This is a genomic window from Streptomyces sp. NPDC047079 (assembly GCF_040643755.1).
In the GTDB taxonomy this organism is placed as follows: Bacteria; Actinomycetota; Actinomycetes; order Streptomycetales; family Streptomycetaceae; genus Streptomyces.
The window spans coordinates 236778-262319 of record NZ_JBEYUZ010000008.1; the positions used below are offsets into that span (position 1 = coordinate 236778).

The following is a 25542-nucleotide window of genomic DNA, read 5'->3' on the forward strand; positions in this document are numbered from 1 at the left end:
TGGCCGCCGCCCGAGGTTCGGGCGTTTGCCCAGGTCACAGCGGTTGTCAGTGGATGGGTGCAGGATTGAGGACATGGTCAGTCCCGCACACCGAGCCCTGGACGGCTTCTCACCCGCGACCCGCGGCTGGTTCACGGGGGCGTTCTCCGCGCCCACCGCGGCCCAGGCCGGGGCGTGGCGCGCCATCGGCGAGGGCTCGGACGTGCTGGTGGTCGCCCCGACCGGCTCCGGCAAGACGCTGGCCGCGTTCCTCGCCGCGCTCGACCAGCTGGCTTCCACCCCGCCGCCCTCCGATCCCAGGAAGCGCTGCCGGGTTCTGTATGTGTCCCCGCTGAAAGCCCTCGCGGTCGACGTCGAGCGGAACCTGCGCAGTCCGCTGACGGGCATCCGCCATGAGTCGGTCCGGCTCGGACTGCCCGAGCCGGAGATCAGGGTCGGCATCCGTTCCGGCGACACCCCGCCCGCGGAGCGCCGCGCCCTCGCGACGCGTCCGCCGGACATCCTGATCACCACGCCGGAGTCGCTGTTCCTGATGCTGACGTCCGCCGCGCGCGACGCGCTGACGGGCGTGGAGACGGTGATCCTGGACGAGGTGCACGCGGTCGCGGGCACCAAGCGGGGAGCGCATCTCGCGCTGTCCCTGGAGCGCCTCGACGAGCTGCTGCCGAAGCCCGCGCGCCGCATCGGCCTGTCGGCCACCGTCCGCCCAGTGGACGAGGTCGCGCGTTTCCTCTCCCCGCGCCGCAAGGTCGAGATCGTCCAGCCCACGTCCGGCAAGGAGTTCGACCTGTCCGTCGTGGTCCCCGTCGAGGACCTCGGCGAGCTGGGCGGCTCCCCGGTCAGCGACGGGAGCGAGGGCGCGGAGCGCCCGTCCATCTGGCCGCATGTCGAGGAGCGGATCGCCGATCTGGTCCAGGCCCACCGCTCCACGATCGTGTTCGCGAACTCGCGCCGTCTCGCCGAGCGGCTGTGCAACCGGCTGAACGAGATCGCCTACGAGAGGGCCACCGGCGAGTCGCTGGAGGAACATCACTCCCCCGCCCAGCTGATGGGCGGCTCGGGCGCCGCGCAGGGTGCTCCGCCGGTTCTCGCGCGCGCCCATCACGGCTCGGTCTCCAAGGAGCAGCGTGCCCAGGTCGAGGAGGACCTGAAGGTGGGCCGACTGCCTGCCGTGGTCGCCACCTCCAGCCTGGAGCTGGGCATCGACATGGGCGCGGTGGACCTTGTCGTCCAGGTCGAGTCACCGCCGTCCGTGGCCTCCGGGCTACAGCGCGTGGGCCGCGCGGGGCACCAGGTCGGAGCGGTGTCCACAGGCGTGGTCTTCCCCAAGTACCGGGGCGACCTGGTCCAGGCGGCCGTGGTCACCGAGCGGATGCGGTCCGGCTCCATCGAGTCGCTGAAGGTCCCGGCGAACCCGCTGGACGTGCTGGCCCAACAGCTCGTCGCCATGACGGCACTCGACACCTGGCAGTTCGACGACCTTCTCGCCACGGTCCGCCGGGCGGCCCCCTTCGCCTCCCTTCCCGAGTCGGCGTTCACCGCGGTGCTGGACATGCTGGCGGGCCGCTATCCCTCCGACGCCTTCGCGGAGCTGCGCCCGCGCGTGGTGTGGGACCGGGTGGCGGGCACGATCACCGGCCGGCCGGGCGCCCAGCGGCTCGCGGTCACCTCCGGGGGCACGATCCCGGACCGCGGGCTCTTCGGGGTCTTCCTGGCCGGGTCCGATCCGAAGAAGGGCGGCGGCCGGGTCGGCGAGCTGGACGAGGAGATGGTGTACGAGTCCCGGGTCGGGGACGTGTTCACGCTGGGCACCAGCTCCTGGCGGATCGAGGACATCACGCGCGACCGCGTGCTGGTCTCCCCCGCACCCGGCGTCCCCGGCCGGCTGCCCTTCTGGAAGGGCGACCAGCTGGGCCGCCCGCTCGAACTGGGCCGTGCGGTGGGTGCGTTCCTGCGCGAGGTGGGCTCGCTGTCCAAGGAGGACGCGCGACTGCGGCTGCTGGCCGCGGGGCTCGACGCCTGGGCGGCGGACAACGTGCTGTCGTACCTGGCCGAACAGCGCGAGGCCTGCGGCCACGTCCCGGACGACCGCACGATCGTCGTGGAGCGCTTCCGTGACGAGCTCGGCGACTGGCGGGTCGTGGTGCATTCGCCGTTCGGTGCGCAGGTCCACGCCCCGTGGGCGCTCGCGCTGGGTGCCCGGCTGGCCGAGCGGTACGGCATGGACGCCCAGGTCATGCATGCCGACGACGGCATCGTGCTGCGGCTGCCGGACGCCGACCTCATGGGCCTGGACCTGCTCGACCAGGAACCGATGAAGGCGGGCGCGGAGTACGACGCGGAGCAGGCACCGGTCGGCGCGGCGGACGTCGCCTTCGACAAGGGCGAGGTCGACCGGATCGTCACCGACCAGGTCGGCGGGTCGGCGCTGTTCGCGTCCCGGTTCCGTGAGTGCGCGGCCCGTGCGCTGCTGCTGCCGCGCCGCAACCCCGGCCGCCGTACCCCGCTGTGGCAGCAGCGCCAGCGGGCGGCCCAGCTGCTGCAGGTGGCCAGTGAGTTCGGCTCGTTCCCGATCGTCCTCGAGGCGGTGCGCGAGTGCCTGCAGGACGTGTTCGACGTTCCGGGCCTCGTCGAGCTGATGGGCGACCTCGAGTCCCGCAGGGTGCGGCTCGTCGAGGTCACCACCCCCGAGCCGTCCCCGTTCGCCCGCTCGCTGCTGTTCGGGTACGTCGCCCAGTTCCTCTACGAGGGGGACTCCCCGCTCGCCGAGCGGCGCGCGGCCGCGCTGTCACTGGACTCCCGGCTGCTGGCGGAGCTGCTGGGCCAGGCGGAACTGCGGGAGCTGCTCGACGCCGAGGTGCTGGTCGAGCTGGAGCGGGAGTTGCAGTGGCTCGCGGAGGACCGGCGGGTCAAGGACGTCGAGGGGGTCGCGGACGTGCTGCGGCTGCTGGGTCCGCTCACCGAGGCCGAGCTGGTGGAGCGGGGGGCCGAGCCGCACTGGGCCACGGAGCTGGCCGCCGCCCGCCGTGCGATCAAGGTCCGTGTCGCGGGCACCGACCACTGGGCGGCGGTCGAGGACGCGGGCCGGTTGCGGGACGCGCTGGGCACGGCGCTGCCGGTGGGCGTCCCGGAGGCCTTCACCGAGCCGGTCAAGGATCCGCTCGGAGATCTCCTCGCGCGCTATGCGCGGACGCACGGACCGTTCACGTCCGCCACCGCGGCGGCGCGGTTCGGTCTCGGGGTGGCCGTCACCGAGGGAGCGCTTCAGCGACTCGCGGCGTCCGGCCGGATCGTCCAGGGAGAGTTCCATCCGGCAGGGATCGGCCAGGAGTGGTGTGACGCGGCCGTGCTGCGCAGGCTGCGGCGGCGTTCGCTTGCGGCGCTGCGGCATGAGCTGGAGCCGGTGCCTGAGGCGGCGCTGGCGCAGTTTCTGCCGCAGTGGCAGCACGTCGGCGGCGGGCACGGTCTGCGGGGCGTGGACGGTCTGGTGCGCGCGATCGAACAGCTCCAGGGAGCGTCCGTGCCCGCGTCGGCTCTGGAGAAGCTCGTCCTGCCGTCCCGTGTCGCGAACTACACGCCCGCGATGCTGGACGAGCTCACGGCCGCCGGCGAGGTGGTGTGGGCGGGCGCGGGCGCACTGCCCGGCAAGGACGGCTGGATCTCCCTCTACCTGGCGGACGCGGCCCCCTTGCTACTGCCCGACCCTCATCCCCTGGAGCTGACCGCGCTCCACCAGTCGGTACTGGCCGCCCTCTCGGGAGGCTACGGCCTGTTCTTCCGGCAGATCGGCGACCAGGTCCGGGCCACGACCCACCCGGAGGTCACCGATCCCCAGCTGGCCGAGGCGATCTGGGACCTGGCCTGGTCGGGCCGGCTGACGAACGACACCCTGGCGCCGATGCGGTCGCTGCTCGGCTCGGGACGCACGGCGGGTTCCACCGCGCACCGCGCCAAGCGTGCGGTCCCGCGCGGACGGTACGGCTCGCTCACGGCCGCCGCCCGCCCCCAGTCCCGTACGGGCCCGCCGACCGTCGCGGGCCGCTGGTCGCTGCTGCCCACCCGCGAGGCGGACCCCACCGTCCGCGCCCACGCCCTGGCCCGGACGCTGCTGGACCGGCACGGCGTCGTGACCCGGGGCGCGGTGGCGGCGGAGGGCGTGGAGGGCGGCTTCTCGGCCGTCTACCGCGTCCTGACCGCCTTCGAGGACAGCGGGCAGGCCCGGCGGGGTTATGTGGTCGAGGGGCTGGGTGCGGCGCAGTTCGCGATGGACGGCGCGGTGGACCGGCTACGCGCGGTGGCGAACGCGCGCGAGCGGGGCGAACCGCTGCCGGGCGCCGCTTCCGGCACGGGGAACGGCGTCACGAACGGCTTCACCGGCGGCTACGCACAGTCCTTCGACCCCAGTGGCGCGGGTGGCGCGCCCGCTCCCGGGCGCGACCTCTTCGACGGTCCGGGCACCGCGTCCGGCAGCGGCTACCGCGACGGCCCGGACAGCCCCTTCGGCACCGAAGAGCAGGACGGCTTCGGCGACCCCTTCGCCATGGGCCCGGCGCTCCCCGACCCGCTGTCCTCCCCCGGCTTCGGAGGCCCTCGCTCTGGTTCCGGGTCCGCCATGGAATCCGGCCCCCGTTCGCCGTACGGGCAGCGGGGCCCCGGGCTTCCACCGAACCGGACCCGCTCCACGGGCACGGCCCGCACGGTGGTCCTCGCGGCCGCCGACCCGGCCAACGCGTACGGCGCCGCCCTCAGCTGGCCCGAGCCGCCGACGGGCGCGGGGCACAAACCGGGGCGCAAGGCGGGTTCACTGGTGGTCCTGGTCGACGGCGAGCTGGCGCTCTACATGGAGCGCGGTGGCAAGACCCTGCTGGCCTGGCCCTCCGACCCGGAGTCCAAGCCGACCGAGGACGCGCGTCTGCGGGCGGCGGCCGAGGCCCTCGGGACAGCCGCGCGGGCGGGCTCCCTGGGCACGGTCACGGTGGAGCGAGTCAACGGCGCATCCGCTCTCTCCTCCCCCTTCGGCGTCCTCCTGGAAGGAGCGGGTTTCGTCGCGACCCCGCGGGGACTGCGCATCCGCGCGTGACCCTGCGGCGACGCGCGGCCGCTGCACGACCCGCGGCTCCGGGCCCCGGAACCGCACAGACACAGGCACCGTCCCGTCCCGTCCCGCCCCGCCCCGACGTGTCACCCTTGACCCATGCCCGAAGGCGACACCGTGTACCTGGCCGCGAAGCGTCTGCACGGGGCGCTCGCGGGGAAGGTGCTGACCCGCTCCGACCTCCGGGTGCCCAAGTACGCCACGGCCGACCTCACCGGCCGTTCCGTCCTCGACGTCACCGCGCGCGGCAAACACCTGCTGACCCGGATCGAGGGCGGACTCACCCTGCACTCGCACCTGAAGATGGACGGCGCCTGGAAGATATTCGCGGCCGGACAGCGCTGGAGCGGCGGCCCCGCCCACCAGATCAGGGCGATCCTCGGCACCGCCGACCGAACGGCCGTCGGCTACCGCCTGCCCGTTCTGGAGCTGCTCCGCACCGCCGACGAGCATCGCGCCGTGGGCCACCTCGGCCCCGACCTCCTGGGCCCGGACTGGGATCCCGGTCTGGCGCTGGAGAACCTGCTGCGCGACCCCGCCCGGCCGCTGGGCGAGGCCCTCCTGGACCAGCGCAACCTGGTCGGCATCGGCAATGTCTACAAGAGCGAGCTGTGCTTCCTGCTCCGGGTGACCCCCTGGCTGCCCGTCGGCGATCTCCCGGCCGAGCACGCCGCACGGCTCCCCGCTCTCGCCCAGCGGCTGCTGGAGGCGAACCGCGACCGCCCGGCCCGCAACACCACCGGACGGCGCGAGCAGAACCTCTTCGTGTACGGCCGCGCGCCCCGCCCCTGCCTGCGGTGCGGCACCCCGGTCCGGTTGGCCGACCAGGGCGACGGTTCCCGCGAGCGACCCACCTACTGGTGCCCGGTCTGCCAGTGGGGGCCGGCTCCGCTGCCGCACCCCGCCGACCTCCGTGGCAGCCGCCCCCGCACCACTAATTGACGGCCCGTCAGGAGTGGACCCGTACGCCGATGACCGACCGGCACGCGGAGACCCGGGCGCGGACGGAGGAGATGGCCTGGCTGTCGCCGCTGGGCCGGGACGGTCAACCGGAGGACGTCGCCCACGCGGTCCTCCACCTGGCCTCCTACGCCGCATCGTTCACCACCGGCCAGACCCTCCCGCCCGAACGGCGGGTCGCGATGCCCTGGTGAGACATCCGTCACGGACGCCCCCACGCCCCCTACGGACACTTTCCCCTTCCTGCGGCCACACGCCCCCTACGGACGCTTGCCCCCATCCGGCAGCCACACGCCCCCTACGGACACTCCCGCCTCCGGCAGCCACACCCCCCTACGGACATTTCCCCCTCCGGCGGCCGGGTCGGCCGCAAACCGCCCCCAGGAGCCCCCTGAACGCCCCCGGACACCGTCTCCAGCCGACCCCGCACGCCCCCCTGCCCCCACCCTCACCCCGGTTGCGCGCCCCTCCCGCGCCCCCTCGCGGTCCACCACCGGCGCCATGACCGAGCCCACCGGTCCGACCCGGCCGCCCCCACGGCCCGGGCCTTCGGCACACAGTGCACCGGCAGCAGGCTCAGCCCCCACCCCCCGGTCGCGACCGCACCTTCCAGCACCCCCGCATCGGGTGCCAGCACGAGTCGGAGTACCCCCCACCACCACAGCGCACCCAGCGCCAGCGTCGCCCCCCAGCGCGCCGCGCGCCCCGCCATGGCCGTCACCTCCAACCCGAGGAACCAGACCCTAGACCGCCCTGTCAGCACCAGGGAGGGCGCACCAGCGGCACACAGGCGCACCGGACCCAGCGCATGTCCCCGGCATCTGTCGCACACGGCGCACCCCGCGCGCTCCCTCCCCCTCGCCCGGCCCCACAGTGCGGGCCCGTGGCCACTCCTCGCACGCCTCGCGCGCCGGTCTCCTCACCCGTTCTCCGCCTGGAACATCCAGTGGTGCCTCTCCAGGTCCCCGGTGATGCCGACGAAGGTGAACTGGCTCACCGGGCCCGGCCGGTCCGGGTCGGGCAGCGGGCTCGTCACGACGTACATCGGCATCCTCCGCAAGCGTTCGTACGACCCCGAGTCCCGCTCCCTCCACCATGACCGCACCCCATGGCCCCGGCAAACGGGACCACGCGCCCGCCGGGCCGACGCCTGGCCGGTCAATCCCTGGATTCGCGGCGCCGGACACACAAGAGCCCCGGCCGCACCCCTCCGGGTCTTCCCGGAGAGGCCCCGGCCGGGGCTCTCGTACACATCGGCGCCTTGTCCGCCCTGCGTACGGGCGTCAGGCGGCGACCACGTCCACTGTCTCGGTGGGTGCCTTGATCGTGACTCGTTCCGGTGGGACACCGGTGACGGACACGGAGTTCAGCATCGGGCGACGCACCGGTGCGGGCACCGGCTCGGGGGCCGCTGCCGACTGTGCCAGCTCGGCGAGGGCGAGCTCGTCGCTCACTTCCCGCATGAGCTCGGACATCCGTACGTCCAGCGCGTCGCAGATCGCGGAGAGCAGCTCGGAGGACGCCTCCTTCTGCCCCCGCTCCACCTCGGAGAGATAGCCGAGCGAAACTCGGGCGGACGAGGAGACTTCGCGCAGAGTACGGCCCTGGCGCTGGCGCTGCCGACGCAGCACGTCACCCAGCAGGCGACGGAGCAGAATCATCGGTGGCTCCCTCCTCGGACCGCGTAACCGCATCCTTCACGCCCCACCGTACCGCCTTGCGCCGCGGCCGTGCGGGGAGCGCTGTTGTGTTCACTAAGGGCTGCAAACATCAAGTCCCCCCGTTCTGTTCCGTATCCTGTGCCCGCTCATTCCCGGTCTGTTCGCCCGCAAGCTCCTCGAGAAGCAGTGCGAGTACGCTCCGTACACTCTCCATACGAATTTCCGCACGGTCACCGTTCAACCGCAGCGAGGCCACTTTCCCGCCATCGAGTTCGTCGGAAACACCTTCGAACGGCCCGCTCACTGCCACGTAAACCGTGCCGACCGGCTGCCCGTCCTGCGGATCGGGCCCGGCCACGCCGGTCGTCGCGAGCCCCCAGTCCGCACCGAGCGCCTTGCGCACGCCGGCCGCCATCTGGGCCGCGACCTGCGGATCCACCGCTCCCCGGTCCGCCAGCAGAGTGCCGTCCACCCCGAGGACGTCCCGCTTCAGATCGGTCGCGTAGGCGGTCACGGAGCCGCGGAAGACCTTGGAGGCCCCGGCCACCGCCGTGATCTCCGCAGCCACCAGACCACCGGTCAGCGACTCGGCGACGGCGAGCGTCTCGCCTCTCACTGTCAGTAGTCGCACCGCCTCGGTGGCCAGTGAAGTCAACGTTCCGCCTCCTCGGCCGCCGCGCGGCGCTCGGCGATGCCGCGCCTGCGCAGCACAATGGCCTGTCTCACATAGTCGAGCCCGGTGACGACGGTCAGGACGAGGGCCGCGGCCATCACCCAGAACCTCAGGGTCGCCAGCCAGCCCGTGAGCGCCAGCACGTACATCCCCACGGCGACGCCCTGCGTCAGCGTCTTCAGCTTGCCGCCCCGGCTCGCCGGTATCACCCCGTAGCGGATGACCAGGAAGCGCAGCAGGGTGATGCCGAGCTCACGGCCGAGGATCACCCCCGTCACCCACCACGGCAGGTCACCGAGCCAGGACAGACAGATGAGGGCCGCTCCCATGATCGCCTTGTCGGCGATGGGGTCGGCGATCTTCCCGAAGTCGGTGACGAGGTTGTACGTGCGCGCCAGATGACCGTCGAACAGGTCGGTGATCATGGCGATGGCGAAGGCCGCCCAGGCGAGCGAGCGCCACGCCGGGTCATAACCGCCGCCCGCCAGCATCAGCGCGACGAAGCCCGGTACGAGGACCAGGCGCAGCATGGTCAGCAGGTTGGCGACGTTCCAGACGCTGGCCTGGTTGACCGCGGCGGCCGTCAGCTTGCCGCCCCGCGGAGGCCGTACGCCGTCCGGGGAGCCGGAGGAGCCGGCTGCGTCGGGGCCCTTGGCCGCCTGGCCGGTCGGAGCACCGGAAGGTCGCTTGTTCGCCTTGGGGCCGGTCATGGCAGCGGTGCCGGGGGCGCCCGGCGTGGACGCCACGCCCGGGGCGCGGGAGCCGCCCGCCGCGGATGCCGGGATTCCCGTCATCTGCCCGCCTCCTCAGGACACCCGAGCGAACCCTGGAGCGGCTCGGCCACCAGGTCGACACCGTCCGTGCCGACCACCTTCGCCTCGACCATACGGCCCGCGCTCAAACCTTCGCCCCTCGTGAACAGCACCTGGCCGTCCGTCTCGGGCGCCTGGTGCGCGGCGCGGCCGTAGGCGCCCTCCTCCGCGTCCACCGACTCAACCAGCACATGGACGGTCTCGCCGACGCGCTCCTCGGCGCGCTGCGACACCAGCTCCTCGGCAAGCCGGGAGATATGGGCCAGCCGCTCGGCGACGACCTCATCGTCGAGCTTGTTGTCGTACGTCGCGGCCTCCGTGCCCTCCTCGTCGGAGTAGCCGAACACACCGATCGCGTCCAGCCGGGCACCGTCGAGGAAGCGCTCCAGTTCGGCGAGGTCGGACTCGGTCTCGCCGGGGAAGCCGACGATGAAGTTGGACCGCACACCGGCTTCGGGCGCCTTGCTTCTGATGGTGTCCAGCAGCTCCAGGAAGCGGTCGGTGTCGCCGAAGCGCCGCATCGCGCGCAGCACACCGGGCGCGGAGTGCTGGAAGGACAGGTCGAAGTAGGGCGAGACCTTGGGGGTGGAGGTGAGCACGTCGATCAGCCCGGGCCGCATCTCGGCCGGCTGGAGGTAGCTCACACGGACCCGCTCGATGCCGTCCACCTCGGCGAGCTCCGGCAGCAGGGCCTCCAGCAGACGGATGTCACCGAGGTCCTTGCCGTAGGAGGTGTTGTTCTCGGAGACCAGCATGATCTCCTTCACGCCCTGCTCGGCCAGCCATCGCGTCTCGTTCAGCACGTCGCTCGGGCGGCGCGAGATGAAGGAGCCCCGGAAGGACGGGATGGCGCAGAAGGAGCAGCGCCGGTCGCAGCCGGAGGCCAGCTTCACCGAGGCGACCGGGGAGCCGTCGAGACGGCGGCGCAGCGGCGCGCGGGGGCCCGAGGCCGGGGCGACGCCTTCCGGGAGATCGGCCGGACCGTGGCCCGGCAGCGCGATGCCCGCGGCGGACTCCTGCCGCTCGGCCGGGGTGATCGGCAGCAGCTTGCGCCGGTCGCGCGGGGTGTGGGACGCGTGGATGCCGCCGTTCAGGATGGTCTGGAGGCGGTCCGAGATGTTCGCGTAGTCGTCGAAACCGAGCACGCCGTCGGCCTCGGGGAGGGCCTCGGCCAGCTCCTTGCCGTACCGCTCGGCCATGCAGCCCACCGCCACGACGGCCTGCGTTCTGCCGTGCCCCTTGAGGTCGTTGGCCTCCAGGAGGGCGTCGACGGAGTCCTTCTTGGCGGCCTCGACGAAGCCGCACGTGTTCACGACGGCGACGTCCGCGTCCTGGGCGTCCTCCACGAGCCGCCAGCCGTCCGCCTCCAAACGGCCTGCGAGCTCCTCCGAGTCCACCTCGTTACGGGCGCAGCCAAGGGTGACGAGTGCGACGGTACGGCGTTCAGACATGGGCTCAAGACTACTTCGTCCCGCTGACAGCCCACGTCGACGGGGTTGGCCGATCTTGGCCAACCCCGCGCGTCCGTTCCCCTGCCCGCCCCGCGGCCTCGCGGGCGCCGTGGCCTCCCGTCACCCGGTGACGGGGTCGCCCTTCGTATAGGTCAGGCGCTCGACCTGGCCGGGCTGGAAGGCGTCCTGGATCTTCTTTCCGTTGACATACAGCTCGATGGCGCCCGCGTCACCGAGGACCAGGTCGATCTTCTCCTTGTCCTGGAAGGTCTGCGAGTCGCCCTTGTTGAGCAGCCCGTCGAAGAGGGTGCGGCCGCTGTGGTCCTTGGCGGAGATCCAGCTGCGGCCGTCGGCGGCGCTGACCTGGACGGTCACCTTGTCGCGGGGCGCGGCCGCGATGGCGCTGTCGGACGGCTCGGGCTTGCGGTCGGCAGGCTGGCTGCTCTTGGGTGTGGCCGAGGCGGACTTGCTGGAGCTTGCCTGGGGCCCCTTGGCGGCCGGCGGCTTGGCGCTCTCCCCGCTGTCGCCGCCCTTGACCAGGGTGAACCCGACGAAGCCGATCACCGCGACGATCGCCGCGACCATCGCCGCGGTCCAGTTGGGCCCGCGGCGCTCGGGACGGATGCGTTCCGCCTCGAAGAGCGGGGCCGCCGGGGTCGGGGCAGGCCGTCCGCCGTGCTCGGCGGCGTACTGTTCGAGCAGCGGGGCGGGGTCGAGATGCACGGCCCGCGCGAGCGTGCGAATGTGGCCGCGGGCGTAGACGTCACCGCCGCACGGCGCGAAGTTGTCCTGTTCGATCGCGTGCACGATGGTGATGCGGACCCGGGTGGCATTGCTGATGTCGTCGACGGTCAGCCCGGCCGTGATGCGCGCCTGCTGGAGGGCCCGGCCGATCGAGGGGCGGTCCGACGCCTCGGCGTCTTCACGAGCGTCTTCGCGGTCGTCGTCGAAGGGACGTGCGTCCTTTGGGGAGTTGCCGTCAGGGGAGTTGCCGATGGACACGGGGGCGCCTTTCGAGCGTGTAGCCACCTGTGCTGGAAGTTCAGTCTAGGGGGGGTACGAAAGGGTGGGGCAACCGGGCGGTAGGACTTTGTACGCCATCAGAATGGCCGGTCATCCTGATGGTGGGACATATTCCTGTCGTCTTGCTCAACTTGACGTGCGCGGCGGGGGAACGGTTGCTCACGGAACACTTACGAGTGGGTCACGGTCCGGCTCCGGCGCGTCCCCGGGGGTGCCCGGCGACGGGCCCGGCCGACCCGCTCGTCCGGTGAACCGGGAACGTCCGCATCCCTACGGTTGAGACTCCCCGCGGATGAGGGCCAGCACTCCGTCCAATTCGTCGGGTTTCACGAGAACGTCGCGGGCCTTGGATCCCTCGCTCGGGCCGACGATGTTCCGCGACTCCATGAGGTCCATCAGACGGCCGGCCTTGGCGAAGCCGACGCGCAGCTTCCGCTGGAGCATGGAGGTGGATCCGAACTGCGTGGAGACGACCAGCTCCGCCGCCTGGCACAGCAGGTCGAGGTCGTCGCCGATGTCCTCGTCGATCTCCTTCTTCTGCTTGCCGCCGACCGTGACGTCGTCCCGGAAGACGGGTGCCATCTGCTCCTTGCAGTGCCGGACGACCGCCGCGACCTCCTCCTCGGTCACGAACGCGCCCTGCATACGGGTCGGTTTGTTCGCGCCCATGGGCAGGAAGAGCCCGTCGCCCTTGCCGATCAGCTTCTCGGCGCCGGGCTGGTCGAGGATGACGCGCGAGTCGGCCAGCGAGGAGGTGGCGAAGGCGAGCCGGGACGGCACGTTCGCCTTGATCAGACCGGTGACGACATCCACGGACGGCCGCTGCGTGGCGAGCACCAGATGGATGCCGGCCGCGCGCGCGAGCTGCGTGATACGCACGATCGCGTCCTCGACGTCGCGTGGCGCGACCATCATCAGGTCGGCCAGCTCGTCGACGATCACCAGCAGGTAGGGGTACGGCTGGAGTTCGCGTTCGCTGCCCTCGGGCGGCTTGATCTTGCCGTTCCTGATCGCCTGGTTGAAGTCGTCGATGTGCCGGAAGCCGTACGCCGCGAGGTCGTCGTAGCGCAGGTCCATCTCCCGTACGACCCACTGGAGCGCCTCGGCGGCCCGCTTCGGGTTGGTGATGATCGGCGTGATCAGGTGCGGGATGCCCTCGTACGCGGTCAGCTCGACGCGCTTGGGGTCGACGAGAACCATGCGCACGTCCTCCGGGGTCGCGCGCATCATGACCGAGGTGATCAGGCAGTTGATGCAGGACGACTTGCCGGAACCGGTGGCACCGGCGACGAGGATGTGCGGCATCTTGGCGATGTTCGCCATCACATAGCCGCCTTCGACGTCCTTGCCGAGCGCCACGAGCATGGGGTGGTCGTCCTCGGCGGCCTCCGCGAGGCGGAGCACGTCACCGAGGTTGACCATCTCCCGGTCGGTGTTCGGGATCTCGATGCCGACCGCGGACTTGCCGGGGATCGGGCTGATGATCCGGACGTCGGGGCTGGCGACGGCGTACGCGATGTTCTTGGTGAGCGCGGTGATGCGCTCGACCTTCACGGCGGGGCCCAGCTCGACCTCGTAGCGGGTGACCGTCGGGCCGCGGGTGAAGCCGGTGACGGCCGCGTCGACCTTGAACTCGGTGAAGACGTTCGTGAGCGCGGCGACGACGGCGTCGTTGGCGGCGCTGCGCGCCTTTCCGGGGCCGCCGCGCTCGAGGAGGTCCAGGGACGGCAGGGAGTAGGTGATGTCGCCGGAGAGCTGGAGCTGCTCGGCACGCGGCGGCAGGTCGCGGTGTTCCTGCGGGGCCGCCTTGGTGAGGTCGGGCACCGCCGGCTCGGCCGTGAGCCCGTCCTGCTGGGGCCGTGCGGCCGGCACGGGCGTCGGTGTCGTCGGCTCGCGGTCCCCGACGCTGACCCCCTGGGTGAGGTCGGCGACGAGCGGGGACGGCGGCATGCCGTGCAGGACGGCGCCGTCCAGGGCGGCAGCGGCGGCCGCCGCGACATCCACGGCGTCCATCTGCCGGCCCATGGCGGGCTGCACGGCGGGCCGCCGGGAGCGTCCGCGCCGCCGGGAGATCGCCTCCCGCTCGGCCTCCTGCGGGTCGAAGGGCTCGTCGGCGGACCCTCGCCGCCGGGAACGGGGCAGCGCCTCACGCCACTGCTCGTCGTACCGCTCGTCGTCCTCGCCGCCAAAGTCCTCAGGGGCGTGCAGCAGGCCCAGCTTCACGCCCAGAAGCCGCAGCCGCTGCGGAATGGCGGTGACGGGCGTGGCGGTGACCACGAGCAGCCCGAAGAAGGTGAGCAGGACGAGCAGCGCCACCGCGAGGGCATCGCCCATGGTGTACGTCAGGGGCGTCGCCGTGCCCCAGCCGATGAGCCCGCCGGCGTCCCTTATCGCCTGCATGCCGTCGCTGCGCGCGGGGCCGCCGCAGGCGATGTGCACCTGGCCGAGCACCCCGATGACCAGCGCGGACAGACCGATCACGATACGGCCGTTGGCCTCCGGCCGCTCCGGGTGCAGGATCAGACGCACGGCGATCGCGCCGAGCAATATCGGCACGAGCAGGTCCAGCCGTCCGAAGGCGCCGGTGACCAGCATCACGACGAGGTCGCCCACGGGTCCGCGGAGATTGGCCCAGGTGCCCGCGGCGACGATCAGCGACAGACCGAGCAACAGCAGCGCGAGGCCGTCCTTGCGGTGCGCCGGGTCGAGCCCCTTCGCGCCGCGCCCCAGGCCGCGGAGCATCGCCCCGACGGCGTGCGCGAGGCCGAGCCAGAGGGCGCGTACGAGTCGGTACACGCCCGCGGTCGGGCTGGGCGCCGGGGCGAGGGCGGCCTTCTTCGCCGCGGCCTTCCTGGCGGGTGCCTTCTTCGCGGCGGCTTTCTTCGCGGGGGCCCTCTTCACCGGAGCCTGTCTCGGAGCGGCCGCCTTCTTCGCGGGCGACTTCTTGGCTGCGGGGCGTGAGGCCATGAGTGTGAGGTTACCGGTGGAGACGACAGGGGACACGCGTGGCCACTGCTTCACCCGTTCGTGTCGCCGTTCGGGAGGCACGAAGCTGACGCCGGCTCAAGCGGGATGCGCCGCTTGGTGGAGAAGCCGGCACCCGGGGCGGTGCGGCTCCCCGCGGAGCGAGCCGTCAGCTCTGGGACGGTACCGGCGGTGTGCCGCTGCCCGTGCCCGGTTCCAGGGCGTCCAGGGCGCGACGCAGCCCCGTGAGTTTGCGCTCGAGATGGGCCGCGGTCGCCACCGCACCCGCGTCCGCCGACTCGTCGTCGAGCTGCTTGGACAGCGCCTCGGCCTGTTCCTCGACCGCCGCGAGCCGCGCGGACAGCTCGGCGAGCAGCCCGGCCGGTTCCTTGCTCTCGCCGACCGCGGACTTGCCGCCGCCCTCCAGCTGCAGCCGCAGCAGGGCCGCCTGCTCGCGCAGCTGGCAGTTCTTCATGTACAGCTCGACGAAGACGGAGACCTTCGCGCGCAGCACCCACGGGTCGAACGGCTTGGAGATGTAGTCCACCGCGCCCGCCGCATACCCACGGAAGGTGTGGTGCGGGCCGTGGTTGATGGCGGTCAGGAAGATGATCGGGATGTCCCGCGTCCGCTCCCGCCGCTTGATGTGCGCGGCGGTCTCGAACCCGTCCATGCCCGGCATCTGGACGTCCAGCAAAATGACCGCGAAGTCGTCCGTCAGCAGTGCCTTGAGTGCTTCCTCCCCGGACGATGCCCTGACCAGCGTCTGATCGAGCGCGGAGAGGATGGCCTCCAGCGCCAGCAGATTCTCCGGCCGGTCATCGACCAGGAGGATCTTGGCCTTCTGCACCATGGCCCGCCCTCCTCGCCCCGGCGTGGGGCCTCCCCTGTCCTCAGGACTCGGGTTGGCACCTCCCGGTGCCAGCCCAGGGGACGACTCCCTTGCGTCGCCCGTCCTTGTGCCGGTCATCGTAGCCGTACCCCGCCTGTCGCCACACCCTGTCACCGTGATGTCACTGAGCATGCCATTGTGCACGTTGCGGAAACGCGGCAGGGGACCAGAAGGTTCCCCGCACACCGCACTTCTACACGGCCTGGGCCGCACGCGGTCAGCAACTCCGCGTGAACATTGAGCGTTCCTTTCACCGCACAAGCGTCCACATCACTGCACACGCATCCACTGCTCCATCACGGACAGCAGATGATCGGGATCGACGGGCTTGGTCACATAGTCCGAGGCACCCGACTCGATGGCCTTCTCACGGTCGCCCTTCATCGCCTTCGCCGTCAACGCGATAATCGGCAGCCCCGCGAACTGCGGCATCCGCCGGATCGCCGTGGTCGTGGCGTAACCGTCCATCTCGGGCATCATGATGTCCATCAGGACGACCGCGACGTCGTCGTGCTGTTCCAGCACCTCGATGCCCTCCCGGCCGTTCTCCGCGTACAGGACCGACAGGCCGTGCTGCTCCAGGACGCTGGTGAGCGCGAAGACGTTGCGGATGTCGTCGTCGACGATCAGCACCTTCTCGCTGTCGAACCGCACGGCCTGCCGCGGCTGCGGCCCCTCCTGCTGCTCACCTCCTGTCCACTGTTCCTGTCCCCCGCCGACGGCGCGCTGCATGCCCGAGGAGACCGCCCTGCGCCGACGCCGGAAGAGGGCCGCGGCCCCGTTCTGGGTCTCCTGGTACGACTTCACCTCGGCCGGGGTCTCGATGTCCGGCGCGGACAGCTCCGCCTCGGACGCCAGCAGCTCGTCCGCCGCCATCGCGGGCGCCAGCTGCGGGTAGCCCTGCGGCGGCAGCTCGCTCGGGTGCAGCGGCAGATACAGGGTGAATGTCGAGCCGCGTCCGGGCTCGCTCTGCGCGTGGATCTCGCCGCCCAGCAGCCGCGCGATCTCCCGGGAGATGGACAGCCCGAGACCCGTACCGCCGTACTTGCGGCTCGTCGTGCCGTCCGCCTGCTTGAACGCCTCGAAGATCACCCTCATCTTGCTCGCCGCGATGCCGATGCCGGTGTCGGCCACCGAGAACGCGATCAGTTCCGCGTCCGGGTCCCGCAGCGAGCCGGACTCCAGCAGCTGCTCCCGGATGGCCATCGGCACGTCCCCGCCCGCCGGACGGATGACCAGCTCGACGGCCCCGGTGTCGGTGAACTTCACCGCGTTGGACAGCAGGTTGCGCAGCACCTGTAGCAGGCGCTGCTCGTCGGTGTGCAGCGTGGCGGGCAGCTCCGGCGACACCCGCACGGAGAAGTCGAGCCCCTTCTCCGCGGTCAGCGGCCGGAAGGTGGCCTCCACGTAGTCGACGAGCTGCACGAGCGCGATGCGCGTCGGGGAGACGTCCATCTTGCCCGCCTCGACCTTCGACAGATCGAGGATGTCGTTGATCAGCTGGAGCAGGTCGGAACCGGCGCCGTGAATGGTCTCGGCGAACTCCACCTGCTTCGGCGAGAGGTTCCCCTCGGCGTTGTCGGCGAGCAGTTTGGCCAGGATCAGCAGGGAGTTGAGCGGCGTACGCAACTCGTGCGACATGTTGGCCAGGAACTCGCTCTTGTAGCGCATGGACACCGCGAGCTGCTCGGCGCGCTCCTCCAGGACCTGTCGCGCCTCCTCGATCTCGGTGTTCTTGACCTCGATGTCACGGTTCTGCTGGGCCAGTAGTTCGGCCTTCTCCTCCAGTTCGGCGTTGGACGCCTGGAGGGCCTTCTGCCGTTGCTCCAACTCCTCCGAGCGGAGCCTGAGTTGCTCGGTCAGCTCCTGAGACTGCCTCAGCAGCACCTCGGTCTTGGTGTTGACGGAGATGGTGTTGACGCTCGTCGCGATCATCTCCGCGATCTGGTTGAGGAAGTCCCTCTGGATCTGCGTGAACGGAGTGAAGGACGCCAGTTCGATGACGCCCAGCACCTTCCCCTCGAACAGCACCGGAAGAACGATCACCTGTGCGGGAGGCGCGTCTCCGAGCCCGGAGGAGATCTTCAGATAGCCGCTCGGCGCGTTCTCCACGAGGATCGTGCGCTTCTCCTTGGCGGCCGTCCCGATGAGCGCCTCGCCCGGACGGAACGACGTCGGCATGGAGCCCATGGAGTAGCCGTACGACCCCAGCATGCGCAGCTCGTACTGCTCGTCCGCGTCGGCGCCCAGGTCCTGCCCGTCCATCAGCTGCATCGCGAGGAAGAACGCGCCGTGCTGCGCGGAGACCACCGGCGTCAGCTCGCTCATGATCAGCGAGGCCACGTCCTCCAGATCGCGGCGGCCCTGCATCAGGGCGGAGATTCGGGCCAGGTTGCCCTTGAGCCAGTCCTGCTCCTTGTTGGCGATCGTGGTGTCGCGCAGGTTGGCGATCATCTTGTTGATGTAGTCCTGGAGCTCCTGGATCTCACCCGAGGCATCCACATCGATCTTCAGGTTGAGGTCGCCGCGGGTCACCGCGGTCGCCACGCGCGCGATGGCACGCACCTGCCGGGTCAGGTTCCCGGCCATCTCGTTCACCGACTCGGTCAGGTCGCGCCAGGTGCCGTCGACGTCCCGCACGCGCGCCTGGCCGCCGAGCTGACCCTCCGTGCCCACCTCGCGGGCGACCCTGGTGACCTCCTCGGCGAAGGAGGACAGCTGGTCCACCATGGTGTTGATGGTGGTCTTCAGCTCGAGGATCTCGCCCCGGGCGTCGATGTCGATCTTCTTGGTCAGGTCACCCTTGGCGATGGCCGTGGTGACCATGGCGATGTTGCGCACCTGACCGGTCAGGTTGGACGCCATCTGGTTCACAGACTCGGTGAGGTCCTTCCACGTGCCGGCCACACCGGGTACGTGCGCCTGACCGCCCAGGATGCCGTCCGTGCCCACCTCACGGGCCACCTTGGTGACCTGGTCGGCGAACGAACTCAGCGTCTTCACCATGGTGTTGAAGGTGTCGGCGAGCTGCGCGACCTCACCGCGCGCCTCGATCGTCACCGTCCGCGTCAGGTCGCCGTTGGCGACGGCCGCCGCGACCTGGGAGATGTTGCGCACCTGCATGGTCAGGTTGTTGGCCATGAGGTTGACGTTGTCGCTGAGGTCCTTCCAGATGCCCGTGACGCCGGGGACGTGCGCCTGACCGCCCAGGATGCCCTCGGTGCCCACCTCGCGGGCCACCCGCGTCACCTGCTCGGCGAAGGACGACAGCTGGTCCACCATCGTGTTGACGGTGGTGACCAGTTCGAGGATCTCGCCCTTGGCGTCGACGGTGATCTTCTTGGACAGATCGCCCTTGGCGACCGCTGTGGTGACCTCGGCGATGTTGCGCACCTGGATGGTCAGGTTGTTCGCCATGAAGTTCACCGACTGCGTGAGGTCCTTCCAGGTGCCCGAGACCCCCTGGACCTCGGCCTGGCCGCCGAGGATGCCCTCGGTGCCCACCTCGCGGGCCACCCGCGTCACCTGCTCGGCGAAGGACGACAGCTGGTCCACCATCGTGTTGATGGTGTTCTTCAGCTCCAGGATCTCGCCACGCGCGTCCACGTCGATCTTCTGCGACAGGTCACCGCGCGCCACCGCCGTCGCCACCTGGGCGATGTTGCGCACCTGGGTGGTGAGGTTGCCGGCCATGCCGTTCACGGAGTCGGTCAGGTCCCGCCACACACCGGCCACGCCCGGCACCTGGGCCTGCCCGCCCAGCCGGCCCTCCGTACCCACCTCGCGGGCGACCCGCGTCACCTGCTCGGCGAACGCGGAGAGCTGGTCCACCAGGTTGTTGATGGTGTTCTTCAGCTCGAGGATCTCGCCACGCGCGTCCACGTCGATCTTCTGCGACAGATCACCGCGCGCCACCGCCGTCGTCACCTGGGCGATCTGCCTCACCTGCGAGGTGAGGTTGCCCGCCATGAAGTTGACGGAGTCGGTGAGCTCCTTCCAGGTGCCGGAGACCCCCGGCACCACGGCCTGGCCGCCCAGCCGGCCCTCCGTACCCACGTCCCGGGCCATGCGCGTGACCTGGTCGGCGAACGCGGAGAGCTGGTCCACCATCGTGTTCACGGTGTTCTTCAGCTGGAGCATCTCACCGGAGACGTCCACGGTGACCTTCTGCGACAGGTCACCGTTGGCCACCGCCGTCGTCACCTGGGCGATGTTGCGGACCTGCCCGGTGAGGTTGCGGAACGCCGTGTTGACCGAGTCGGTGAGGTCTTTCCACGTGCCCGCCGCACCCGGCACCTGCGCCTGGCCGCCCAGCTCACCCTCGACGCCGATCTCCCGGGCCACCCGTGTGACCTCCGCGCCGAAGGCGGACAGCTGGTCCACCATCCCGTTGACGGTGTTCTTCAGCTCCAGCATCTCGCCGGCGACATCGACGGTGACCTTCTGCGACAGGTCACCACTGGCCACCGCCGTGGTGACGGCGGCGATGTCCCGCACCTGAGTGGTCAGGTTCCGGAAGACCGTGTTCACCGAATCGGTGAGGTCCTTCCACGTGCCGGCCGCACCCGGGACGTTCGCCTGCCCGCCGAGCCGGCCCTCGGCACCCACCTCGTTGGCCACCCGGGTGACCTCGTCCGCGAAGGTGCGCAGCGTCTCGGTCATCTGGTTGATCGTCTCGGCGAGCTGCGCGATCTCGCCACGGGCCGACACGGTCACCTTCTGCGACAGGTCACCGTTGGCGACGGCGGTCGTCACCTGCGCGATCCCGCGCACCTGGGCGGTCAGATTGCCGGCCATCAGGTTCACCGAATCGGTGAGGTCCTTCCACACGCCCGACACACCCGGCACCTTGGCCTGGCCGCCCAGCTCGCCCTCGGTGCCCACCTCCCGGGCGACTCGGGTGACCTCGGAGGAGAACGACGCGAGCTGGTCCACCATCGTGTTGACGGTGTTCTTCAGCTCCAGCATCTCGCCGGCCACATGGACCGTGACCTTCCGCGACAGGTCACCCTTCGCGACCGCCGTCGTCACCAGCGCGATGTCCCGCACCTGCGCGGTCAGCCGATACGCCATCGTATTGACCGAATCCGTGAGATCCTTCCACGAACCCGACATACCGCGCACTCGCGCCTGACCACCCAGCTTGCCCTCGGTGCCCACCTCGATGGCCACCCGCGTGACCTCGTCGGTGAACGTCGACAACTGGTCGACCAGGTTGTTGACCGTGCGGCCGACCTTCAGGAACTCGCCGCGCAGCGGATGCCCGGTGCCGTCCGGCCCCGGCGTCCGCAGCTCCATACGCGGCGAGAGATCACCCTCGGCGACCGCGGACAGCACCCGGCTCACCTCGGAGACGGGCCGTGCGAGATCGTCGACGAGCGCGTTGGACGCGTCGATCGCGGCCGCCCAGGAGCCCTCGCAGGCACCGGTCTCCAGCCGTTCGGTGAGCTTTCCCTCACGCCCGACCATGCGCCGCACGCGCGCCAGCTCCCCGGTCAGGTGCAGATTGCGGTCCGCCACCTCGTTGAAGACCGCGGCGATCTCGGCCATCACTCCGTCGCCGGAGACCGTCAGCCGTTTCCGGAAATTGCCGTCCCTCATCGACACCAGGGCCGCCAGCAGCCGGTTCAGGGCCGCTGTGTCCACCGCGGTGGTTCCCTTGCGCGCCGTGCGCTGGTTACTCAGGGACTGTCCGCCTTTCGCGCGCGTCTTTGTGCCCCGCGTCGCTGCGCCAGACTCCACTGTGTCCCTCCCGCAGGTGGTCGACCATCACTGCTGTGCTCAGGGGTACTGCTCGACGTAACCGGTTGCTGACCCGTAGGAGTGCCCGTGCCACCGGACACGCGCGGTGCTCCTGCCCTGCTTGGCAGAAGACACTCGGCCTGCCCGGACCTCCTTGGGAAGCTTGCCCAGTGTTTCACCATGCCTGAACCAGGCCATAACAGTTCGGCAGCTTCGCACAGGCTCCGCACACCCTCCGGACGTAAACACCGGCAACCGGCATCCGCATGGACGGCGAAGGTAAGTAACCTTGCATCCGGCTGTCCAGCCGCAGCGGTCCGACCGGTCTGGGCGGTGGCACGAGCACGAGCGGGCAGGCATCGGAGGGGCACCGCACCATGACCACCGGACTGCGTCCCGGGGGACACCCCCAGGATCCCAGGCAGAGCGGGAACCAGCCTCTGCCTCGGCAGGAGGGGGTCGGCCCGGGCGCCCCGCACGTCGACAACCGGACAGGGAGTTCCGTGATCACCGCCCGCGCGGCCGCCAGCTTCGAGCCCGTCGGACGATCTGTGGCGACCGCCCGGTCCTTCGTCCGCGACACCCTCCAGGGCTGGGGCTTCGCGGACATCGTCGACGACGCCGTGGTCCTCACCAGCGAGCTGGTCACGAACGCCGTCGTGCACGCGGGCACCGCCGCGGACGTCCTGTGCCTGCGCAGCGACGACGGCGTACGCATCGACGTCGCCGACCACTACCCGGAACGCGAGATCCCGCTCCAGTCGGGGACCGTGAACATGGGCAACCCGGACCGGGAGGGCGGCCGCGGCCTTCAGCTCTGCGCCGCGCTGGCCGCCCGGTGGGGCGTCGAGTACACGCCCACACACAAGCAGGTCTGGTTCCAACTCGACCTGCCTGAACGCCCGGTGGGCACGCGCGCGGCGGGTCCCTCGCTCCCCGCGGACCTGCTGCCGCTGGCGGACGGCCGGGTCCGCGTCGCGGTGGTCCAGATCGACCGCACCGGCACCATCGCCGCCTGGAACGAGGACGCGGAGGACCTCTTCGGATACGCGGCCGAGCAGGTCACCGGCAAACCGCTCACCGACCTCGCCGCCTGGCCGCACACCCCCGGCACCGGCACCGGGATCGCCGAGGCCCTCCAGCTCTCCCGCTGGGAGGGCAGCTACGGCATCCGCGGTGCCGACGGCCGGGTGATCCCCGTGTACGCCTCCCACCTGCGCGTACGCGACACCGGCGGCGAGCCGTCCACGGTCTGCCTGCTGGTACGGGACCACGAGCGGGCCGTACTCCAGACTCCCCTGAGGGGCCCCGCGGCCGACACGTCGACCGCCAAGGACGGCCAGGCCCCGGACCCCTTCGAGGTCTTCATCGGCTCCCCGGCCCCCGACGATCTCGACGGCCTCCTCCAGCGCACGGTGGAGCGCGCCCGTGACATGCTCGACGGCGACGCCGCCTTCCTCCTGCTGGCCACCGACGACGAAACCGAGCTGGAGGTGCGCGCCTCGACCGGTCTGCCCTCCGCCCGCCAGCGCTTCGCCCGCGTCCCGGTCGAGGCGGGCCCCGGCCGCTACGGCTCGGCCCGCATGCCCGCCGTCCACGACGACCTGGCCGCCGTACCGGGTGCGGTCCCCCTGCTGACCGGCACGGGCATGCGCTCCGTGGTGACGGTCCCGCTGAAGGTGGAGGGCCGTCTGACCGGCTCCCTCGGCGTCGCGGCCGAGTCGCCCTCCCGCTACTCCAACGAGGAGGCGCTGCGCCTGCAGTTCGCGGCCGACCGCATCGCCCTGGCCGTGGAATCGGCCCGCCTCGGTGAGCTGGAGCGGCTGCGACGCGGCTCGCTCAGCTTCCTCGTCGAGGCCTCCGACCTGCTCGCGGGCACTCTGGACCGGGACCAGACGCTGGCACTCATGGCCCAGATGACGATTCCGACCCTGGCCACCTGGTGCGCGGTGTACACGATCGCCGACCAGGCGTCGGAGCCGTACCTTTCCTATGTGCTGCACGAAGACGAGGAGCGCATCGACGGTCTCAAGGCGCTCCTGTCGAAGATCGCTCCGCCGGAACCCATTCCCACCCCGGGCGCCCGGATCTGGACGGCACCGGCGGAAGCGGCCCACAGGGCGGCGCTTCGCACCTCCATGCGGAGCCTTGGCCTGGGCGAGCCGTCCACGGTCAGCTCCGGCATCGGCACGACGCTGGCGACGGCGTCGGCGGTCGGGGGCGAAACAGTCGTACTGCCCCTCGTGGCCCGCAACCGCGTCATCGGCATGCTGACCCTGGGCAAGCCGACGGACGAGCACTTCCGCCAGGAGATCCTGGAACTGGCCGAGGACCTGAGCCGCCGGGCCGCCCTCGCCCTGGACAACGCCCGGCTGTACTCGGAGCGCACGGCCATCAGCCAGTCCCTCCAGCGCAGCCTGCTCCCGCCGGAGCTCCCGCAGGTCGACGGCGTCGAGGTCGAGGTGATCTACCGCGCGGCCGGCGAGGGCAACGAGGTCGGCGGCGACTTCTACGACCTGTTCCCGATCCGCGACGGCGCGTACGGCTTCGCCATCGGCGACGTCTGCGGTACGGGCCCGGAGGCGGCCGCGGTCACCGGCCTGGCCCGCCACGCCCTGCGCCTGCTGGCCCGCGAGGGCTTCGGCGGCCCCGCGGTGCTGGAGCGCCTGAACTCCGCGATCCTCGACGAGGGCGCGCGCAGCCGCTTCCTGACGCTGCTCTACGGCGAGTTGTGGCCTCAGGAGGACGGCAGCGCGGTGCTGAAGGTGGTCTGCGCGGGCCATCCGCTGCCCTTGCGGCTGCGCCAGGACGGCACGGTGGAACCGGCCGCGGAACCGCAGCCGCTGCTCGGTGTCATGGAGGACTTGGAGCTGTACGAGCAGACGGTGACGCTGGACCCCGGAGACGTCCTGCTGTGCGTCACGGACGGCGTCACCGAACGCCGCGAGGGCAGCCGCATGTTGGGGGACGACGGCCTCGCGGAGGTTCTCACGGCCTGCACGGGCCTCACGGCAGGCGCGGTCGCGGCCCGGATCATGCGCGCGGTCGAGCGGTTCGCGTCGGACGCACCTTCTGACGACATGGCGATTCTGGCGATGCGTGTGCCGGGCCTTCCGAAGGACTGAGGAGGCCCGGCTTCCCGGCCCGAAGTCGGGAGCAACCGCGATCAGCCCACGACATGGACATCAACGCGAAAAAGGCCCCGCCCTGTTGGGCGAGGCCTTTTCTCGGAGCCCCCAAACGGAATCGAACCGTTGACCTTCTCCTTACCATGGAGACGCTCTGCCGACTGAGCTATAGGGGCCTGTCGCGTTTTCGAGGTTTCCCTCGCGGCAACGGAATAGATCATACCCCGAACTGGCGTGTGTTCCCAAACGGGAGGACCCAACTCAGAAAGCGGGTTGCAGCAACCCACCCAGTGCGTTGCACGCCGAGACGATCCGGTTCATCTCACGTTTCGTCAGGGACGCGTCCACCGGCAGCGCGAGCGTCTCGTCCGCGGCCCGCTCGGTCTCGGGCAGACGCACGTCCCGGCGGAACCCTGGCATGCGGTGGACGGGGGTCTTCACCGGCACCCGGCACTCAACTCCCCTGGCCCGGACGGCCCGTGCGAAGGCGTCGCGATCCGGCCGACCGTTGCCCGGCACGCGCACGACGTACTGCTGATACGTGTGGCCGCCGCTGCCCTCGGGCGTCCACACCCCGCGCAGCCGTCGGTCCAGGTACCCCGCCCGCTCACGGCGCTGGGCCACTTCGGCGTACGGCGTCTCGGACTCTCCCTGCTCCAGCACCAGGAGTCCGTGCCGCTGGCCGATCTCGTGCACACCCGCCACGTCGGCGGGCCGGCCGAACCGGTGCACGACGACGACGGCGACGGTCTGCGGGGTCACCGCGGTTTCGACGGCGAGGGGATCCAGGCAGTACGTCACCGGGTCTATGTCGGCGAACACCGGGTGCGCCCCAGCCAGGGTCACGGCCTCGGCAACCTCGATGTTCCCGAAGGCCGGCACGATGACCTCGTCACCGTGGCCGATGCCCGCAGCCCTGAGCATTCCTGCAGTACCCATGGCTGGGATGCTGGTCCGGCAAAGTGAACGCAAAGTGACGCGCAATGCAAAAGAGCTGGTCCCCGAACCGAAGTTCGGGGACCAGCTCTGAATAATCGTTCGGCGGTGTCCTACTCTCCCACAGGGTCCCCCCTGCAGTACCATCGGCGCTGTAAGGCTTAGCTTCCGGGTTCGGAATGTAACCGGGCGTTTCCCTCACGCT

Annotated in this window: 12 protein-coding genes, 1 tRNA gene, 1 rRNA gene and 2 pseudogenes; 4 read left to right on the forward strand and 12 right to left on the reverse strand. The window is 70.9% G+C overall.

Translation table 11 applies throughout. The annotated features are described in order from the left end of the window. Positions 1-73 precede the first annotated feature (73 nt). The 3 genes and pseudogenes from ABZ823_RS14365 to ABZ823_RS14375 form a co-directional block, all read left to right on the forward strand. The gene (locus ABZ823_RS14365) at positions 74-5080 is read left to right on the forward strand and encodes an ATP-dependent helicase (RefSeq protein ID WP_361658678.1); all 5007 of its coding nucleotides are present in this window, start codon (positions 74-76) and stop codon (positions 5078-5080) included. Positions 5081-5194: 114 nt separating this feature from the next. Next, the gene (locus tag ABZ823_RS14370) at positions 5195-6037 is read left to right on the forward strand and encodes a DNA-formamidopyrimidine glycosylase family protein (RefSeq protein ID WP_361658681.1); all 843 of its coding nucleotides are present in this window, start codon (positions 5195-5197) and stop codon (positions 6035-6037) included. Between the two features lie 14 nt (positions 6038-6051). After that, positions 6052-6249 (forward strand): annotated as a pseudogene (locus ABZ823_RS14375) (SDR family oxidoreductase); the annotation flags it as partial. Positions 6250-6974: 725 nt separating this feature from the next. On the opposite strand, the pseudogene ABZ823_RS14380 reads toward ABZ823_RS14375, so the two are convergent. From ABZ823_RS14380 to ABZ823_RS14420, 9 genes and pseudogenes are all read right to left on the reverse strand, one after another. Further along, a pseudogene (locus ABZ823_RS14380) lies at positions 6975-7055 on the reverse strand (DNA starvation/stationary phase protection protein); the annotation flags it as partial. 283 nt (positions 7056-7338) lie between these two features. Then, positions 7339-7716: a helix-turn-helix transcriptional regulator gene (locus ABZ823_RS14385; protein WP_361658684.1), complete on the reverse strand. Its 378-nt coding sequence runs from the start codon at positions 7714-7716 to the stop codon at positions 7339-7341. Positions 7717-7825: 109 nt separating this feature from the next. Continuing rightward, positions 7826-8371, reverse strand: a complete 546-nt coding sequence (locus ABZ823_RS14390) for a CinA family protein (RefSeq protein ID WP_361658687.1) — start codon at positions 8369-8371, stop codon at positions 7826-7828. Further along, a complete protein-coding gene (pgsA, locus tag ABZ823_RS14395) occupies positions 8368-9183 on the reverse strand; it encodes a CDP-diacylglycerol--glycerol-3-phosphate 3-phosphatidyltransferase (protein WP_361658690.1) in 816 nt (271 codons plus the stop codon). Before pgsA ends, ABZ823_RS14390 begins: the two co-directional genes overlap by 4 nt. Next, positions 9180-10652, reverse strand: a complete 1473-nt coding sequence (gene rimO, locus ABZ823_RS14400) for a 30S ribosomal protein S12 methylthiotransferase RimO (RefSeq protein WP_361658693.1) — start codon at positions 10650-10652, stop codon at positions 9180-9182. The genes pgsA and rimO overlap by 4 nt, the downstream gene beginning before the upstream one ends. A 120-nt stretch (positions 10653-10772) precedes the next feature. Then, on the reverse strand, positions 10773-11654 hold the full coding sequence (locus ABZ823_RS14405) for a helix-turn-helix domain-containing protein (protein WP_361658696.1): 882 nt from the start codon (positions 11652-11654) through the stop codon (positions 10773-10775). Between the two features lie 291 nt (positions 11655-11945). Continuing rightward, on the reverse strand, positions 11946-14678 hold the full coding sequence (locus ABZ823_RS14410) for a DNA translocase FtsK (RefSeq protein WP_361658699.1): 2733 nt from the start codon (positions 14676-14678) through the stop codon (positions 11946-11948). A gap of 130 nt (positions 14679-14808) precedes the next feature. Then, positions 14809-15492, reverse strand: coding sequence for a response regulator (locus ABZ823_RS14415; protein WP_361658702.1), 684 nt, complete (start codon positions 15490-15492; stop codon positions 14809-14811). A 309-nt stretch (positions 15493-15801) separates the two neighbouring features. Then, positions 15802-21273: a HAMP domain-containing protein gene (locus tag ABZ823_RS14420; RefSeq protein WP_361658705.1), complete on the reverse strand. Its 5472-nt coding sequence runs from the start codon at positions 21271-21273 to the stop codon at positions 15802-15804. Positions 21274-21650: 377 nt separating this feature from the next. Between ABZ823_RS14420 and ABZ823_RS14425 the strand changes: the two genes are divergently transcribed. Continuing rightward, positions 21651-24398 (forward strand): SpoIIE family protein phosphatase, encoded by a 2748-nt coding sequence (locus tag ABZ823_RS14425; protein ID WP_361658708.1) that lies wholly within the window; start codon positions 21651-21653, stop codon positions 24396-24398. A 106-nt stretch (positions 24399-24504) separates the two neighbouring features. On the opposite strand, the gene ABZ823_RS14430 is transcribed toward ABZ823_RS14425, so the two are convergent. From ABZ823_RS14430 to rrf, 3 genes are all read right to left on the reverse strand, one after another. Next, positions 24505-24577: transfer RNA gene (locus ABZ823_RS14430), tRNA-Thr, on the reverse strand. Between the two features lie 85 nt (positions 24578-24662). Next, positions 24663-25325, reverse strand: a complete 663-nt coding sequence (locus tag ABZ823_RS14435; protein ID WP_361658758.1) for a DegT/DnrJ/EryC1/StrS family aminotransferase — start codon at positions 25323-25325, stop codon at positions 24663-24665. A 112-nt stretch (positions 25326-25437) separates the two neighbouring features. Next, a 5S ribosomal RNA gene (gene rrf / locus ABZ823_RS14440) occupies positions 25438-25542 on the reverse strand; the annotation flags it as partial.